14 protein-coding genes are annotated in these 15,858 nt (G+C 70.8%); 9 read left to right on the top strand and 5 right to left on the bottom strand.

Features of this window, described 5'->3' with window-relative positions; all coding sequences use genetic code 11:
* Positions 1-412: 412 nt before the first annotated feature.
* The 3 genes from DQ384_RS26420 (at position 413) to secA2 (ending at position 5,315) form a co-directional block, all read left to right on the top strand.
* Positions 413-1,360, top strand: coding sequence for a DMT family transporter (locus DQ384_RS26420; RefSeq protein WP_114031593.1), 948 nt, complete (start codon positions 413-415; stop codon positions 1,358-1,360).
* Between the two features lie 112 nt (positions 1,361-1,472).
* Complete coding sequence (locus DQ384_RS26415) at positions 1,473-3,002, top strand: MDR family MFS transporter (RefSeq protein WP_114031592.1); 1,530 nt, start codon at positions 1,473-1,475, stop codon at positions 3,000-3,002.
* 57 nt (positions 3,003-3,059) lie between these two features.
* Positions 3,060-5,315, top strand: a complete 2,256-nt coding sequence (gene secA2 / locus DQ384_RS26410) for an accessory Sec system translocase SecA2 (protein ID WP_220183151.1) — start codon at positions 3,060-3,062, stop codon at positions 5,313-5,315.
* A gap of 134 nt (positions 5,316-5,449) precedes the next feature.
* Here the strand turns inward: secA2 and DQ384_RS43730 are convergent, their stop codons facing one another.
* Positions 5,450-5,572: a hypothetical protein gene (locus tag DQ384_RS43730; RefSeq protein WP_281274109.1), complete on the bottom strand. Its 123-nt coding sequence runs from the start codon at positions 5,570-5,572 to the stop codon at positions 5,450-5,452.
* 542 nt (positions 5,573-6,114) lie between these two features.
* Between DQ384_RS43730 and DQ384_RS26400 the strand changes: the two genes are divergently transcribed.
* Positions 6,115-7,473, top strand: a complete 1,359-nt coding sequence (locus DQ384_RS26400) for a cytochrome P450 (protein ID WP_114031590.1) — start codon at positions 6,115-6,117, stop codon at positions 7,471-7,473.
* 31 nt (positions 7,474-7,504) lie between these two features.
* Entirely contained in the window at positions 7,505-7,714 is a 210-nt protein-coding gene (locus DQ384_RS26395) for a hypothetical protein (protein ID WP_114031589.1), read from the top strand.
* A 1,508-nt stretch (positions 7,715-9,222) separates the two neighbouring features.
* Here the strand turns inward: DQ384_RS26395 and DQ384_RS26385 are convergent.
* Both DQ384_RS26385 and DQ384_RS26380 read right to left on the bottom strand, forming a co-directional pair.
* Positions 9,223-9,687: an SSI family serine proteinase inhibitor gene (locus DQ384_RS26385; RefSeq protein ID WP_114031588.1), complete on the bottom strand. Its 465-nt coding sequence runs from the start codon at positions 9,685-9,687 to the stop codon at positions 9,223-9,225.
* 142 nt (positions 9,688-9,829) lie between these two features.
* The gene (locus DQ384_RS26380) at positions 9,830-11,020 is read right to left on the bottom strand and encodes a S8 family peptidase (protein WP_181871424.1); all 1,191 of its coding nucleotides are present in this window, start codon (positions 11,018-11,020) and stop codon (positions 9,830-9,832) included.
* 492 nt (positions 11,021-11,512) lie between these two features.
* Here DQ384_RS26380 and DQ384_RS26375 point away from each other — a divergent pair, with 492 nt between their 5' ends.
* Positions 11,513-12,088: a hypothetical protein gene (locus DQ384_RS26375; protein WP_114031586.1), complete on the top strand. Its 576-nt coding sequence runs from the start codon at positions 11,513-11,515 to the stop codon at positions 12,086-12,088.
* Positions 12,089-12,337: 249 nt separating this feature from the next.
* Positions 12,338-13,501: an acyl-CoA dehydrogenase family protein gene (locus DQ384_RS26370; protein ID WP_181871442.1), complete on the top strand. Its 1,164-nt coding sequence runs from the start codon at positions 12,338-12,340 to the stop codon at positions 13,499-13,501.
* 151 nt (positions 13,502-13,652) lie between these two features.
* Here the strand turns inward: DQ384_RS26370 and DQ384_RS26365 are convergent, their stop codons facing one another.
* Both DQ384_RS26365 and DQ384_RS26360 read right to left on the bottom strand, forming a co-directional pair.
* Complete coding sequence (locus DQ384_RS26365; protein ID WP_114031584.1) at positions 13,653-13,850, bottom strand: DUF5302 domain-containing protein; 198 nt, start codon at positions 13,848-13,850, stop codon at positions 13,653-13,655.
* Between the two features lie 259 nt (positions 13,851-14,109).
* Complete coding sequence (locus DQ384_RS26360; RefSeq protein ID WP_114031583.1) at positions 14,110-14,937, bottom strand: DUF4253 domain-containing protein; 828 nt, start codon at positions 14,935-14,937, stop codon at positions 14,110-14,112.
* Positions 14,938-15,197: 260 nt separating this feature from the next.
* On the opposite strand from DQ384_RS26360, the gene DQ384_RS26355 reads away from it, so the two are divergent.
* Positions 15,198-15,653, top strand: a complete 456-nt coding sequence (locus DQ384_RS26355) for a MarR family winged helix-turn-helix transcriptional regulator (RefSeq protein WP_114031582.1) — start codon at positions 15,198-15,200, stop codon at positions 15,651-15,653.
* Between the two features lie 11 nt (positions 15,654-15,664).
* The gene (locus tag DQ384_RS41550; protein WP_181871423.1) at positions 15,665-15,841 is read left to right on the top strand and encodes a hypothetical protein; all 177 of its coding nucleotides are present in this window, start codon (positions 15,665-15,667) and stop codon (positions 15,839-15,841) included.
* Positions 15,842-15,858 lie beyond the last annotated feature (17 nt).

Here is a 15,858-nt window from a genome sequence, read left to right as displayed (position 1 = left end):
CCCCACCCCAACATCCCCCAAATCCGCGCGGTGGGGAAGGGGCGTCCCGCCCCTGACCGCGCTCCCGCCCACCTGGACAAGTCACCCGGATGTGCGTCCCACGCTGGGAGCGCGGCCATCGACATAGGGGCTCCCAGACCTGGATGATCGACGCTTCGCACGTCGAACCGGTCACCCGCCCGACGGTCGATCGGTCGCGTGACCGCCGGACCGGTGGTCCAGACGTTATTCCGTAGCCTGGCCCTGGTGGGGGTGGCTACCCTGGCCGCCATGCGTCGAGTTTTGATCGTTTCTCCGCCCGCCGCCCACTAGCGGGCGGTTCCTCTCCATTTGTCCGGGTCTGAGTGGCCCGGTGGGTGGCGGCTGCCCGCATGCGCGGGACATTTCCGACCACTCCCTTGGAGAGACCTTCATGACGCATGTCTCCGTACGGCGGGGTCTGCTGTACGTCACCGTCGCCGCGACGATCTGGGGCACGGGCGGCCCCGCGGCGGCCGTTCTCTACCAGGTCAGCGGCCTCGGCCCGGTCGCCGTCTCGTTCTGGCGGTTCGTCTTCGGCGCCGCCGTGATGTTCGCCGCGGCCCGCGTACTGCGGCTCGCCCTGCCGCGCCCGCTGCGGGGCACGGTGGCGCTCGCCGGCTGCGGGCTGGCCATCTCCCAGGCCGCGTACTTCGGGGCGGTGGCCGAAACCGGGGTCGCCATGGCCACGGTGATCACGCTCGGCGCGAGCCCGGCGCTCGTCGCGGTCGGGGCACGGCTGGCGCTGGCCGAGCGGCTGAGCCGCACGGGGGCCGTCGGCATGGGGCTTGCCGTCGCGGGGCTGTTCCTGCTGACAGGCGACCTGACGACGGTCTCGGTCACCGGTGTGGGGCTGTCGCTGGTGTCCGCGGTCGCGTACGCGGCGGTCACCCTGCTCCCCCGCGCGTCGGCACGGCGGCGCGACTCCTCGTCGCCCGCCCCGACCGGGTCGGATCTGGCGGGGTCCGGGGCGGAGGGCTGGGCCACGGCCATGTGGGGGTTCGCGGTCGGGGGCCTGCTGCTGTTCCCGGTCGCCGCCGTGGAGGGGCTGGCCCCGAGCGGCGGGCATGCCGCGACGGTGGCGCTGCTCGGCTACCTAGGGGTGATGCCGACGGCGGTCGCGTACGGCCTGTTCTTCACCGGGCTTTCGGCCGTCCAGGCGACCACCGCGTCCGTGGTGGCGCTGCTGGAGCCCGCGGGCGCGACGGCGATCGGCGTCCTCCTGCTCGGCGAGCGCCTGAGCGCGACCTCGGCGGCGGGCGCGGCCGTGCTGCTCGGCTCGGTGGCGCTGCTGGCCTTCGGCGAGTCACGCCAGGTCGGCGGCGCGGGCACGTCAGGCTAGCGATCGGCGCGCCGCGCATGGCCGGTGCAACCGGTGGTTGAATCGGGCGCGAAGGTTTTTGCGCTGCATACGCTGGAAAAGACCATCCGGCCCCGGAAGAGAGGCGGCGTGGATGAACGTCGAACGATCACAGGTGAACCCCCGGCAGCGGAACCTCGTGTTCGGCGGGCTCATGATCGCCCTGCTGCTGGCGGCCCTGGACCAGACGATCGTGTCCACGGCCCTGCCGACGATCGTCGGCGATCTGAAGGGCCTTGAGCACATCGGCTGGATCGTCACGGCGTACATCCTCGCCTCCACCATCGGCCTGCCGATCTACGGCAAGCTGGGCGACCTGTTCGGCAGGAAGATCGTGTTTCAGGCGGCCATCGTGATCTTCCTGATCGCGTCGGCACTCTGCGGGCTTTCGCGGAACATGCCCGAACTGATCGCCTTCCGGGCTTTGCAAGGGCTGGGCGGGGGCGGCCTCATGATCGGCGTGCAGGCGATCGTGGCCGACCTCGTCTCGCCGCGCGAGCGCGGCCGGTACACCGGCATCATCGGCGCCGTCTGGGGCCTGTCGTCGGTGATCGGCCCGCTGATCGGCGGGTTCTTCACCGACCACGCGAGCTGGCGCTGGTGTTTCTACGTGAACCTGCCGCTCGGCCTGGTGGCGCTGGTGGTCACGGCCCTCGTGCTGAAGCTCCCGAAGCCGGACGTCCAACCGAAGCTGGACATCCTCGGCACGGCGCTGCTCGCGGGCACGTCCACGTGCGTCGTGCTGGTGACGAGCTGGGGCGGCACCGAGTACGCCTGGAGCTCGCCCGTGATCATCGGCCTGGCGGCGGGGGCGGTCGTCCTCGCCGTCGGCTTCGTGCTGGCCGAGCGGGTCGCGGCGGAGCCGATCATCCCGCCGCGCCTGTTCCGTGACAACCTGTTCGCCCTGCCCGCGGCGGTGTCGGTGTTCGTGGGCATCGGCATGTTCGCCATGATCGCGTACCTGCCGACGTTCCTGCAGATGGTGAACGGCGCCAGCGCCACGCAGTCGGGCCTGCTGATGCTCCCCATGGTCGCGGGGATGACGATCACGTCGATCGGCTCGGGCCGGGTCATCTCGGCAACGGGACGCTACCGCGTGTTCCCCATCCTCGGCCTGGGCTTGCTGACGGCCGGCCTGGTGCTGCTGTCCCGGATGACGGCCGACTCCTCGATGCTGGTCAACGGCCTCTACATGTTCGTGGCCGGCTTCGGCCTCGGCATGGTGCTGCAGACGCTGGTGCTGATCGTGCAGAACTCCGTCGACTATCGGGACGTGGGCGCGGCCACCTCCGCGGTGAACTACTTCCGCCAGACCGGCGCGTCCCTCGGCACGTCGCTGGTCGGCGCCGTCTTCATCCACCGCCTGACGGACGCCATCACGGCCGGTGGGACGAGGCTGCCGGTGCGCGGCGTCAACGCGCTCACCCCGCAGATGGTGCACCACCTTCCGCCGCCCGCGCGCGCGGCGATCGCCAGGGCGTACGCGCAGGCGCTGCCGCCGATCTTCCTGTACGTCGCGCCGATCGTCGCGATCGGGTTCGTCCTCGCCTTCTTCATCAAGGAGGTCCCCCTCTCCACGCGGCCGGGCGCGGCACGCCGGGACGTCGCCGCGCACAGCACCTGAGTGATCAGAGGCGGGAACGCCGGTAGAGTAGTTGGCGTTGGAGGGAATGTGGCCTCGATATCGCAGTTGATTAGAAACCTCCTGGATCGCCCGGGAAGTGCAAACATCAGCCCTTTTCAACGCGTGGCCACCCAGGCCGGCGCGCATGAGGATCGGCTCAAGGAGCTGGACGAGCTCCCGCCACCTCGCATGGGCGATCTGCCGGAGTTCTGCGCGATAGCCCGAGAGGCCGCCCGGCGCACGCTCGACGAGCGTCCGTTCGACGTGCAGCTCGTCGGCGCCCTGGCCCTGTTGTCCGGGCAGGTCGCCGAGATGGCCACCGGCGAGGGCAAGACGCTCTCCGGCGCGATCGCCGCGGCGGGCCACGCCCTGCGCGGACGGCGCGTCCACGTCATCTCGGTGAACGACTACCTCGCCCGCCGCGACGCCGAGTGGATGGGCCCGCTGTACGAGGCGCTCGGCGTCTCCGTCGGCTGGATCAGCCAGTCCTCGACGCCGGAGGAGCGCCGCGAGGCGTACGCCAAGAACGTGATGTACGCCTCGGTGAGCGAGATCGGCTTCGACGTGCTGCGCGACCGCATCGCGACGTCCGCCGACGACCTCATCGTCCCCGAGCCCGAGGTCGCGCTGATCGACGAGGCCGACTCGGTGCTGGTGGACGAGGCGCGCGTCCCGCTCGTGCTGGCCGGCGCCGCCGACCCCGGCCTGGACTCGGCCGAGACCGCCGAGCTGGTACGGCGCCTGTCGCGCGGCTACCACTACGAACTGGACGACCAGGGGCTCAACGTCTTCCTCACCGCGAAGGGCACCGACGCGGTCGAGAGGGCCCTCGGCGGCATCAACCTGTACGAGACGCCCGAGGTGCTGACCCAGGTCAACCTGGCGCTGCACGCCCACGCGCTGCTCACCCGCGACGTCGACTACCTCGTGCGCGACGGGCGCATCCAGCTCGTCAACCAGTCCCGCGGGCGCGTCGCGACGCTGCAGCGGTGGCCGGACGGCCTTCAGGCGGCGGTCGAGGCCAAGGAGGCCCTCCCGGCCAGCGAGACCGGCGAGATCCTGGACTCGATCACCATTCAAGGCCTTATCCGCCGATACCCCGAAATTTGTGGCATGACGGGTACGGCGGTCGCGGTCGAGGACCAGCTCCGCGAGTTCTACGGCCTCAAGGTCGCGGTCATCCCCCCGAACCGGCCGAACGTCCGCGTCGACGAGCCCGACCGCGTGTTCGGCGCCGTCGTCGACATGCGCATGGCCCTGGTCGACGAGATCGCCCGCGTGCACGAGACCGGCCGCCCCATCCTCATCGGCACCCTGGACGTCTCCGAGTCCGAGCGCCTGGCCGACGACCTGCGCCGCGAAGGCCTGGAGTGCGTCGTCCTCAACGCCAAGAACGACGCCGAGGAAGCCGCGATCATCGCCCAGGCCGGCCAGAAGGGCACCATCACCGTCTCCACGCAGATGGCCGGGCGCGGCACCGACATCCGCCTCGGCGAGGGCGTCGCCGAGCTCGGCGGCCTGTACGTCATCGGCGCGGGCCGTCACGCCAGCAGCCGCCTGGACGACCAGCTCCGCGGCCGCGCCGGCCGCCAGGGAGACCCCGGCGGCTCGGTCTTCTACGTGAGCCTGGAAGACGACCTGATCACCCAGTACGCGCCCCACGAGTCCCTGCCCCCCGCCGACGACGAGACCGGCGTCGTCCGCAGCAAGCGGGCCGGGTACATCGTCGGCCACGCCCAGCGGGTCGCCGAGGGCACCCACCTGGAGATCCACCGCAACACCTGGCGCTACACGCGGCTGCTCGAAACGCAGCGCGCGCAGGTCCTCGAACAGCGTGACAAGGTGCTGCGCGGCGAGGCCGGCGGAGACGCGCTGGCCGCCGCCCGTCCCCAGCGCTGGGAAGAGCTGGGCGCCGAGGTCGGCGATGCGGTGCTGCGCGAGGCCGCCCGGCAGATCGTCCTGTTCCACCTCGACCGCTGCTGGACCGAGCACCTGGGCTTCATGTCCGACATCCGCGAGGGCATCCACCTGCGCGGCCTCGGCCACAAGCTCAAGCCCATCGACGAGTTCCACCGCGAGGGCGTGGCCGCGTACAAGCAGTTGCTGGAGGAGGTCGAGCGCCGCTCCATCGAGACCTTCGAGACGGCGACGATCACCGCCGACGGCCTGGACTCCGAGGAAAGCGGCCTGAAGCGCCCCACCGCCACCTGGACCTACCTCGTCCAGGACAACCCCTTCGGCAGCGCCTTCGACCGAGCCCTGAAGAACCTCGTAACCCCGAGATCAAAGCGCCGCCAATCCCTCGACGACTAAAGCCCCGGAAGCACGGGGCCGGCCGTGTTCATAGACCGGCCCCGCAAGGAATGGCCCTCGCCACCGGGCCGGGCTGCTTTCCCCAGGGGCTCCCGGCCACCTTCGACCGACGGTGGACGAACCGTGACCGCGGGTCAGCGGTTGACGGTCGTCCGTACCTCATCCAGGAGGGTGGTCGCGTCGGTGACGGTCTGAGCGATCTGGTGCGGTGACTCGCCGACGTTGCCGTAGAACCCCAGCGGATGTCCGGGCTGCACCCCGACCTCGTAGCGGCCTTCCCGGCAGTCGGCCCAGATCCGGGTGGACGCGGTCCAGGTCGCGGTAGATCCAGTCGACGCGTCGGCCTTCGATGGTCAGCCAGCCGCCGCCGTCTACCCATGGCCCCCAGCCGCCCGGCTCGGTGATTTCAGCCTCTGCGCCGGCCTCCTGAACGGCCAACGCGCGCAGCGCCGCCACGTCCAGATCGCCCCGGTAGTACAGCCCCAGCGCAACGCCTCGCCGTGGCCTCTGACGAGCCTGCCGACAGGACACGGAAAGGTGCTCCTGCCGGGCTTCGAGTGACTTGACTAGAACCGGTTCTATTTCGTTGAATCCGGCTGTTGCGAAGATCGTGGCGCACGGCGATAGTTGGTTGGGCGGGCAGGGAATTCGTGGAACAAGGAACAACGAAAAGGTGGAGCCCGGGGCACCGGGAGTTCCTCGTCCGCCGCTTCCGTCGTCGCTTTCTCACTCACCTTCCGTGCCCGCTTTCGCCTTTCCGGCATCGGCCGTCCCGTAGGCCATTTATCGGAGGACCGCTATGTCCGTTCCTACCGTCCCCGCGTACACCGAACCCGTCCGGCCGGTGCCCGCCTCCCGGACTCCGTTGCTGGGCAACCTTCCGGAGTTCGCCAGGGACCCGCTGGCCTTCTTCACACGGCTGCGCGACGACCATGGCGACATGGTCGAATGGCGGCTCGGCCGGCAAAGGTGCCTGTTCCTCGCCAGGCCGGACCACGTCGGCGAGGTGCTCGCCGGCGCCGAGAGCACCTTCGTTCACGCCCAGATGCCGCCCACCTTCCTCCAGTTGCACGGCGAGGGCATGGTCAACAGCAGCGGCGACGCGTGGCGGCGCAAGCGCGCCCTGGTCCAGCCCGCGATACGCCCGCGTCAGGTGCGTGCCTACGCGCGCACGATGGCGCAGTGCGCCGAGGAGTTCGCCGACGGGCTGAAGGCGGGCGAACGCCTCGACATCCGGCGCCACATGTTGAAGCTGACCCAGCGCATCGCCGTGCGTACGCTGTTCGGCACCGACACCGCGGAACAGGAGGCGACCGTCGGCCGCACCATGGAGGTCGCCCAGCGGGAGATCGGGGCTGAGCTGGGTGGTTTCGCCTCGATGGTGCCGAGCTGGGTGCCCACGCCTGGACGACTCCGCCTCAAGGCCGCCATCACGGAACTGGACGCCGAGGTGCTCCGGCTCATCAAGGCGCACAAACAGAGCGCCGGGGAGCGTGAAGATCTCATCAGCCGGCTGATGACGGCCCGGGACGAGCAGGGCCGGTCGCTCACCGACCGCGAGGTCCGCGACGAGGCGGTGACGCTCTACGTGGCCGGGCACGAGACCACCGGCACCACGCTGACCTGGGCGTGGTATCTGCTGTCCGATCATCCCGAGGTGCTGGCCAAGCTCGCCGGGGAGGCGCGCGAGGTGTTCCAAGACCGTTTCCCCGACCACGACGACTACCCGCGCCTCACCTACACCCAGCAGGTGATCAAGGAGACTCTGCGCCTCTATCCGCCGGTGTGGCTGGTGTACGCGCATGCGACCGAACGCTCCACCGTGGGAGGGGTGCGGATCCCGGCGGGCAGCCGCGTCTACACCAGCCCCTGGGTGACCCACCGGGACCCTCGCTGGTTCCCCGACCCCGAGGAGTTCCGGCCCGAGCGCTGGACCGACGCGTTCGACGCCACCCTGCCCGCCCACGCGTGGTTCCCCTTCGGCGGCGGCCCGCGCGCCTGCCCCGGCGCCCGGTTCGCACTGGTCGAATCGGTCCTGGTGCTGGCTACGGTGGCACGCCGGTTCTCCCTGCGCGTGGATCCCGGCGAGATACCGGCCAAGGCGGCCCTGACCCTGCAACCGGGCCGCGAGGTCCCCGGCACAGTGGTCGCAGCCTGAAGGTCCCTCGAACCGCGGTGGCGGTGGTTCCATGGCCGGCCGGTCGATCATGATGGTGACCGCCCTGAGCCCCGTGATCGGCTACGACCGCGCCGCCCGCATCGCGCACCTCGCGCTGGAGGAGGACCTGCCCCTCAAGGAGGCCGCCCTGAAGTGCGGCGTCAGCGAGCAACTCTTCGACGAGGTGGTGGTCCCGGAACGGCTCACCAGGCCGGGCACGGCCGGACGGCCCGCCCGATGAGATCACGGCGGCGGGCGCGTCGTCGGCCGAGGGGGTGCGCGCGGCCTGCGCGCACCCCCTCGGGTATCCGGTCCGCTGCGCCTCGAGGACGATCAGCCGCCGCACACGGGATAGATCGACCTCGCACACGGATACGTCAACAGCCCTACGGGGACCGGACGAGGTCTCGTCGTGACCGCCTGTGCCGCGGGACTGCTTGGCGGACCCGGAGGACCGGGAGGACCCGCGGGCCCCTGCGGACCGGCAGGACCCTCAGGCCCGGGAGGACCGGGAGGGCCTACGGGACCTTGGGGACCGGCAGGACCCTCGGGGCCGGGCGCGCCATCGGCCCCCGGAAGACCCGCAGGACCCGCCGGACCGCGAGCGCCATCGCTCCCCGGAGGCCCCGGAGGCCCCGCAGGTCCCGCAGGCCCCGCAGGTCCCTCCGGCCCAGGAGGACCCTCTGGGCCTGGAGCGCCATCGGCCCCAGGAGGACCGGCAGGACCGGCGGGACCGGCGGGACCGGCGGGACCGGCGGGACCGCGGGCGCCATCGGTCCCCGGAGGACCGGCAGGTCCCGGAGGACCGGCAGGTCCCGCAGGCCCGGGAGGACCCTCAGGCCCGGGAGGACCCTCAGGCCCGGGAGGACCCTCAGGCCCGGGAGGGCCCTCAGGACCCGGAGCACCGTCGGCCCCCGGAGCGCCCGTGGGACCCGCAGGACCGGCGGGCCCCGCGTCCCCGTCGGCCCCTGCCGGGCCTGCCGGTCCGGGAAGACCTCGGGGGCCTGGGGGCCCGGCCGGACCTGGGGGACCCTGTGGGCCGGCGGGGCCGCGCGGCCCTGGTGGGACCTTGCAGAGCGCTTCGGGCAGGTGAAGCCATCTGCACAGCGGGATGGTCCCGGGCTCTGCCGGAACGGCTCCGGGGGTCTCGACCCATTGGACGGCCGCGCCGGGCGGCGCCACACACACATAAAGGACGCAGTCCGCGGGAGACACGAAAAGCCGCGAAGGGGTCGGCGAAACCCCGGCCGGCGCTCCGTCGCGCGTGCCGATCCCCGCGTGGTTCCCCATCGGGCGATCTGGCCGCAGTTCGGTCGTTGTTTCCGCGCCCGCCGGCCCGGGCGAGTAGAGGAGAATTGCCCCGCCGAGCGCGCCGCCCAGCAGGGTTCGTTTCATTAGCGTAGCCACGCTGCGCTCTCTTCCCAGAAGTTCGGAGAAAGCACCCGGGAGACGGAAAGTTTCCGCGACGGAGGTTCGGATGCTCAATTGTTTCCGACCCGTATAACCCCCGTGCCGGGTGTCGCGGAATTCCCTTGCCCGGCGGTAACGCGACCGCGGCCCAGAACATCCCAAAACGACAGCTGTAGCGAATCGCCTGAATTAATGAAACAAATACCGGCCACAGAATCGGAGCCATCGGCTCCGCCCGGAGTCCGGAGGTCCGATGCTCCCCGTCCGCCGGAACGTCCTGCCCACACGCGAAGGGGCCCGGCATCGGCCGGGCCCCTTCGCGTCTCCTGGTTCACGCGTTCAAGACCGAACGTCCGCCACAGGACCGAGGGTGCTGCGCATTTCGCACTTGTTGCCGAAAGTGCGGGAGGTCATGACCATACGACCGTCCCAGACGCCGGACGCCGTCACGGTGAGCGGCTCGTACATCGCCGGGCAGGCCGTCCCCACCTGGGCCTTGAGCTTTCGCAGGTCGCCGCCCACCGTCCCGAGCAGCGCGCACGCCTCGGCCGTTCTCGGATGCGTGCCGCCCTGCTGCGGCGCGCACCGCAGCACCACGCTGGTGGAGGCGTCCCGTCCTTCGTGTATCACCAACACCAGCGAGCGGGGGGACGAGACGGCGCCGGGTGCGCCCGACGTGGCGGTGGGGTCTTTCGGCGGCGGGTCACCTGCGGCCGAACCGGCGTCCGCGGCCGTTTGCCCGAGCACGGCCGTCGCGGCGATGATCGCCGCGACGCAAGCCGCACGACTGAAACGAAGTCCCATCTATATCCCCCGATGAATGGAAGCCCAGTGCTGTCGATCTTTCGGACGAAATCCTGCGAGCGGGCGTTCGACGTCGAACGCGCCGCGTTGCCGAGCGGCCCCGCCGGGCCGCTCGCGGACCGGGAAGCGGACCGGGACTGGCCTACAGCCCCGCGGTGTACAGCAGCCTGTCGTTGGCGCCGTGAAGGCCCTTGAGGACACCACTCGTGGACGCGTCGTTGATCCACTTGAGGACGGTGGCCGTGGGGTAGTCCCCATATGTCTGCTTGAACAGGGCGCCGACCCCGGCGACGTAAGGCGAGGCGAAGGAGGTCCCGCTGCCTTGGGCGCTGCCGCCGCCCATCCTGGCCGAGACGACGTCGGTGCCGGGGGCGAACAGATCGACACATGGGCCCACGTTGCTGAAACCGGAAAGCGTGTCGTCGCCGGCGGACGCTCCGACGGTCAGCACCCGGGAGGCACCGGCCGGGGAGAAGTCACACGCGTCGTCCGCGCTGTTCCCGGCGGCGACGCTGACGAAGACACCTGAGTCGGCCAGCGCGGTCGCGGCGGCGTTGGCCGCGGCGGATTTCGGGCCGCCGAGGGACATGTTGGCGACCGCGGGTTTGACCGCGTGGGCGGCCACCCAGTCGAAGCCGGCGATGATCTGGGAAAAGGTGCCGAAGCCGTCACAGCCGAGGACGCGTACCGGGGAGAGCTTGACCGATCGGGCCACCCCCCAAGTGGTGCCGCCGACGATGCCGGCGGTCATGGTGCCATGGCCCAGGCAGTCGTTGGTGCCGTTGCCGTCGTCGACGGTGCTGTAGCCGGGAGCGATGCGGCCGGTGAACTGGCTGTTGGTCTTGTCGATGCCGCTGTCGACGATGTACGCGGTCACCCCGGCGCCGGTGTGCGCGGCGTTGTAGACACGATTGAGCGGAAGACGGCGCTGGTCGATGCGATCGAGTCCCCAGGAAGTGGTGGGCGCCGCCGGCGGAACGCGCGTGATCGGCCCGGCGAAGCCGCGCGGGACGTCCACCGCCCGGGCCACGGCGTCCTGTTCGATCGCGGCGACATCGGGATGGGTCCGCATCTCGTTGAGCTGGGCGAGCGTCATCCGGGCGGTGAACCCGTTGATCACCCGCTCGTAGATGTAGAGGGGCCGCACCCCGCTCGGGGCCATCACGCCGGAGCTGAGAGCGCCTGGCTTGAGCGTGACGATGTACTGGCCGGGGACAGCGCTCGCGGCGGGAGGAACCGTCACTTCTATCGCGGTTCGCCGTACGGCCGCCGTACCGGCCTGGGCGCCCGGGGCCACTCCGATCAGGGCGCTGACGAACGCGAGCCCGATCACCGCAGGCGAGGCACCTCCCCTGATCCTGTGAAATCGGCGTGCGGAGCGCATGACCATCGCATCCCTTCAGAGCTCGTCCCCGTCCTGAGCTTCATTCGTCCTCCAGACAGTAACGATCATCCGTGCGGCGTAATCGTCGCGCCGCTCCGCGTGTGCCATCCGTTAGGGTCAAAATTCGTCAGGGCGCCGGTCGCCATATGACCACCGGTGGACATTCCCGCCTCCCCGCGAATGTCCCGCCTTGCAGGGAAATGCCCGTAGTGGCGAAACGACCGGCCGATGGATTCGCCGGGCCAGAACGGCGGTCGCCGTTCTTACCAATTCCTGGCCTTCCCGCCCCGGCCGCCTCCGACGGACGGCGGCCACATAATGCGACCATCTCGGTAGGTCGAAAGCCTGACGCACCAAATGCCCTACGATTCCATGCGATGCCCTGGCGAATTTCCGCCCATCGAATCCATGGAGCGAACGAAAAGGAAAGTCGGGGTCAATATGTTCCGATCAGCGTTCGTCATCGCGACCGCCTTGGCCGGGCTGCCGTTCTCCGCGGTCACCACGCCGGCCGACGCGGCACGCCTCGCGCCCGCGGTCTCGGCGCGCTCCCTCGCGTCGCCGGCCGTCACGGCCGAAGCTCGGCGGCCCGCCTGCGCGCCGCAGGGCTGCGCCGAGGTGGCGTGTCCGCAGGGCTACGCCTGTGTGTACGCGCCCAAGCAGTGCCTGACCGTTCCGTGCCCTCAGTACGAGTGCGTCCCGAACGGGACCGCGACCCCCCCGACCCCGCCGTACACCCTGCCGGTATACCCATATCCCTACCCGTACCCGTACCCCACGCCCGCGTGGCCGCCCTACGGCTGGTACCACAAGCATCATCATCACTACCCCGCCCCCTACCCGCGGCCCCACTCTCCGCGGCCGCGCAATCACTCCCAGCCGAACGCGCTGCTCGCCCAAGGGGTGGCCCCCAAGCCCGCGGCCGACGGGCAGATGCCGGCTCAGAGCCCGATCCTGGACGTCCCTGGCCGCTCCGACGCGGAGCGGCCCGGCGTCTCCCTGGCCGACGCGGGCTAGGCCCGCCGCCCGGGACCGGCCGTGGGGGCGGGGTCATGGCACACCCGCCACCGCGGACCTCCGCCCCTGGAACCGCCCACCCACCACAGCGCGCCCGGCAGGGCCGATCACGGCGATCGGCGATCACGCGGAGGACGTCTTCGGCCGCCTTCGCCCGGGCGCGTTGGAGGGGCCGGGAAGAGCTGTGATTGGGTGCTGACTAGCACGAGGGCACACAAGTCACCTCACGACCCCTGGGCGGTGATCGGCATTAACGCTCACGACTTTCTCGAAGTAGACCGCGAACTTTCCGACGAGGAGCGCGCGATCCGCGACGCCGTCCGCGACTACGCGGGCGCCGAGCTGCTGCCGCATGTCGCCGACTGGTTCGACGCCGGGACGCTGCCCGACCCGCGCGGGCTGGCCAAGGGGCTCGGCAAGCTAGGCGTCTTCGGCATGCACCTGACCGGGTACGGCTGCGCGGGCACCAACGCCGTCAGCTACGGCCTGGCCTGCCGCGAGCTGGAGGCCGTGGACAGCGGGCTGCGCAGCTTCGTCTCCGTCCAGGGCTCGCTCGCGATGACGGCCGTCCACAGGTACGGGTCGCCCGAGCAGAAGGACGAGTGGCTCCCCCGCATGGCGACGGGCGACGCGCTCGGCTGTTTCGGCCTCACCGAGCCCGACTCGGGAAGCGACCCCGGCTCGATGCGCACCCGTGCCCGCCGCGACGGCGACGACTGGGTGCTGGACGGCACCAAGATGTGGATCACCAACGGCTCGGTGGCCGACGTCGCGATCGTCTGGGCCGCGACCGACGAGGGCATCCGCGGCTTCCTGGTGCCGACCTCCACACCCGGGTTCTCGGCGAACGTGATCCACAAGAAGCTGTCGCTGCGCGCGTCCATCACCTCCGAGCTGGTGCTGGACGGGGTGAGGCTGCCGGGGGACGCGATACTGCCGGGCGCGGAGGGGCTCAAGGCGCCGCTGTCGTGCCTGTCCGAGGCGCGGTACGGCATCGTCTGGGGCGTCGCGGGCGCCGCCAGGGCCTGTCTGACTGCCTCGATCGACTACGCCAAGCACCGCGTGCAGTTCGACCGGCCCATCGCCGGCTTCCAGCTCACCCAGGCCAAGCTCGCCGACATGCTGGTGGACGTCAACCACGCGATGATGACCGCCCTGCGCATCGGCCGTCTCAAGGACGAGGGCCTCGCGACCCACGCGCACGTGAGCTTCGGCAAGCTGGCCAACGTCCGCGCCGCCCAGCGCGTCGCCGCCACCGCCCGCAGCATCCACGGCGCCAACGGCATCACCCTCGAATACCCCGTGATGCGCCACATGGTGAACCTGGAGACGGTCGCCACCTACGAGGGCACCGCCGAGGTCCACGCCCTGACCCTCGGCCGCGCCCTCACGGGCCTGGACGCCTTCCGCTGAGCGGCCCCGCCCACGGAGTGTGGCCGTGTCCCGCGGGGGTCGTGAACGACGCGGCCTCGCGGGCACGGTGACGTGCGGACGCGCATGGCACAAAGGCCCGTCTCAGGCTTGCTGAGAACGGGCCTTTCGCGGGCTGGGTGGCTCCGAGGGGTCAGCCGCTCTTGCGGCGGAAGGAGCGCTTGCCTGCCGCGGGGCCGTGGGCGCCGGCGATCTTGGAGGCGTTCTTGCCTCGGCCGGCGGCGTTCGACTCCGCCTGGGTCTGGCGCTTGCGTTCCAGGGCCTCCCGGAACTTGCGCTTCAACTCGTCGTCCGAAGTCTCGGCCTCGGGCTCCGGTGCGTTGGCGGTCATGCGGACCTCCTGCTCTTGGACGGGGTACCACTGGGCCTCGCACGCGCGCGTGACCGCTCGCCCGACGACGGTGGCCTGCCCCCGCCCCCGATTACGTCACGCCGAGATCCGGCGAAGCACGCGGACATCATCTCATGGCTGGTCGTTGCGCTTCATACGCCTGTCCTGACATGAACTGACTTCGTGGTGCAAGTGTGTCGACACGGACAGTGGCACCTCGCACCACTTTGACGCTGAACGTCGAAGAATGTCCGAAGTATCAGTCCCACCAGAACGACCAGGTGTACTTGCCCAGAATCTGCTCGGCGTAGTCGATCAGCGTGCCCGCGCTCTGGATGATCGCGTCCGGGCAGAACGCCCAGTGCTCGGCGGCGACGTGCACGGCGTGGGCCGGCGTCTGCGGGGGCGCGGCGACGCTGAGCTCCAGCGTGTTGAACCCCATGCCGACCAGGCGGGCGGCGAAGCGGTCCTCCCAGCTCCGCACGACGGCGGCTAGCGGCACATTCCACTCGTTGTGGTGCAGGGCGCCCTGCCACCCCATGACGGCCAGCGCGTCCGCGCCGCGCTGCACCGCCGCCAGGCCGATCGGCATGCCCTGCTCGGCCAGCATGGCCGCGTACCGGTCGGCCAGGGCGTCGGGGTCGGTCTTCAGCTCGCCGGGGTCCGCGGGGCCGGGGCAGACCGGGCCGAAGGGGTCGAGGGTCTCGACCTGGTCCTCGTGCGCCCGCTGGATCCAGTCGGCCCAGACCTCGTCCATGAACGCGCCGATGTTGTAGTTGTCGATCTCGGCGGCGGCGTCCGGCGCGATCTGGCCGACCGACCACGGCTGGACCGACTCCTCCAGCAGGACGGGCCACAGGCCGGACCTCGGGTGCTCGGCGCGCAGCCGCGCCCACAGCGTGCCCGTCGCGGGCGTCTCGCTCAGCCAGAAGGCGGGGCGCCGGCGCGCGGGGAAGCGCGCGTACGTCGGGTCGGGCCACACCAGCGTTCCAGGCGGGAGATCCACCGAGAGCGTGCGCCCGCCGCCGCCGTCGTCGAACAACCGGCACACGGCGGCCGGCAGCATCCGGCCTTCACCATCGTCCATCTCAACCGTTCCGGTACCGACCACACCAAAAGCATTCCGGTAAGCCGAGATGGTAGTGCGAGGGGGATCCGTCACACCTTCCGTCGTACCGCACAACCGCCCATCCTGTCCCGCGCCCCCGGCCATGATCTCTACGGTACGGATATGCGGCTCGATCGGCCATTTGTTCGATCAAACCGGTCTTACACCGAGCATGAGCCCCCGAACCGCACGTCACAGGCGACGTGGACGGATACATAATGTGGTGATATAAGCATGTTATGGAAATCTCCGGTCCGGCCTCGACACGCGAGCACCCCGCCGCCCACGTCACGGGAGCCCTGGAACGGCTGACCCGCTTCCTCGTCCGGCTCGGCCCGCGCGGCGACCTTTCCCTCACCGCCGTCGGCACCCTCGGCACGCTGGAGCGCTCGGGCCCCTGCCGGCTGACCGAACTGGCGGCGCACGAGGGCGTCACCCAGCCCGCGATGACGCAGCTCGTCTCACGACTGCAGGAGTCCGGCCTGGTCACCCGCACGAGCGACCCGGACGACAAGCGGGTCGTCCAGGTGCGCATCACCGACGCGGGACGCGCCGCGCTGGCCGGACGCCGGGAGACGCGCGCCGCCATGCTGGCCGAGTTGCTGGACCAGCTGAGCGAGGACGAGCGCGCGTCGCTCGTCGCGGCCGTCCCCGCCATCGACCGCCTGACGCACCTGGCACCCGAGGACCGCTGAACCACGTCCACGTGCCCTTCTACATCGGCGCGGGGACGCTCGTGCTCGGCATCGTCATCCTGTCCACCGCCCACGGGCACCTCCAGCAGGCCGAGCGGGTGCAGGCGGCCGCGGTCGACGGGCCCGGCGAACCGGCCGAGCCCGGCCTGGAGCTCGCTCGCCTGGACGCCTCCGGCACCACCGCCTGACCGGCCCGGACGGACGG

Origin of the sequence: Sphaerisporangium album, assembly GCF_003323745.1 — a bacterium.
GTDB lineage: Bacteria > Actinomycetota > Actinomycetes > Streptosporangiales > Streptosporangiaceae > Sphaerisporangium > Sphaerisporangium album.
Note: the sequence above shows the minus strand (reverse complement) of the source record. Positions and strands in the feature narration are given on the sequence as shown.

What these genes read in the sequence shown, in the direction of transcription:
- DQ384_RS26415 (WP_114031592.1), top strand. Translation starts at nt 1,473, where the DNA reads ATGAACGTCGAACGATCACAGGTGAACCCCCGGCAGCGGAACCTCGTG.
- DQ384_RS26385 (WP_114031588.1), bottom strand. Translation starts at nt 9,687, where the DNA reads ATGGGACTTCGTTTCAGTCGTGCGGCTTGCGTCGCGGCGATCATCGCC.
- DQ384_RS26355 (WP_114031582.1), top strand. Translation starts at nt 15,198, where the DNA reads ATGGAAATCTCCGGTCCGGCCTCGACACGCGAGCACCCCGCCGCCCAC.
- DQ384_RS26360 (WP_114031583.1), bottom strand. Translation starts at nt 14,937, where the DNA reads ATGGACGATGGTGAAGGCCGGATGCTGCCGGCCGCCGTGTGCCGGTTG.
- DQ384_RS26395 (WP_114031589.1), top strand. Translation starts at nt 7,505, where the DNA reads ATGGCCGGCCGGTCGATCATGATGGTGACCGCCCTGAGCCCCGTGATC.
- DQ384_RS26375 (WP_114031586.1), top strand. Translation starts at nt 11,513, where the DNA reads ATGTTCCGATCAGCGTTCGTCATCGCGACCGCCTTGGCCGGGCTGCCG.
- DQ384_RS26365 (WP_114031584.1), bottom strand. Translation starts at nt 13,850, where the DNA reads ATGACCGCCAACGCACCGGAGCCCGAGGCCGAGACTTCGGACGACGAG.
- DQ384_RS26420 (WP_114031593.1), top strand. Translation starts at nt 413, where the DNA reads ATGACGCATGTCTCCGTACGGCGGGGTCTGCTGTACGTCACCGTCGCC.
- DQ384_RS26400 (WP_114031590.1), top strand. Translation starts at nt 6,115, where the DNA reads ATGTCCGTTCCTACCGTCCCCGCGTACACCGAACCCGTCCGGCCGGTG.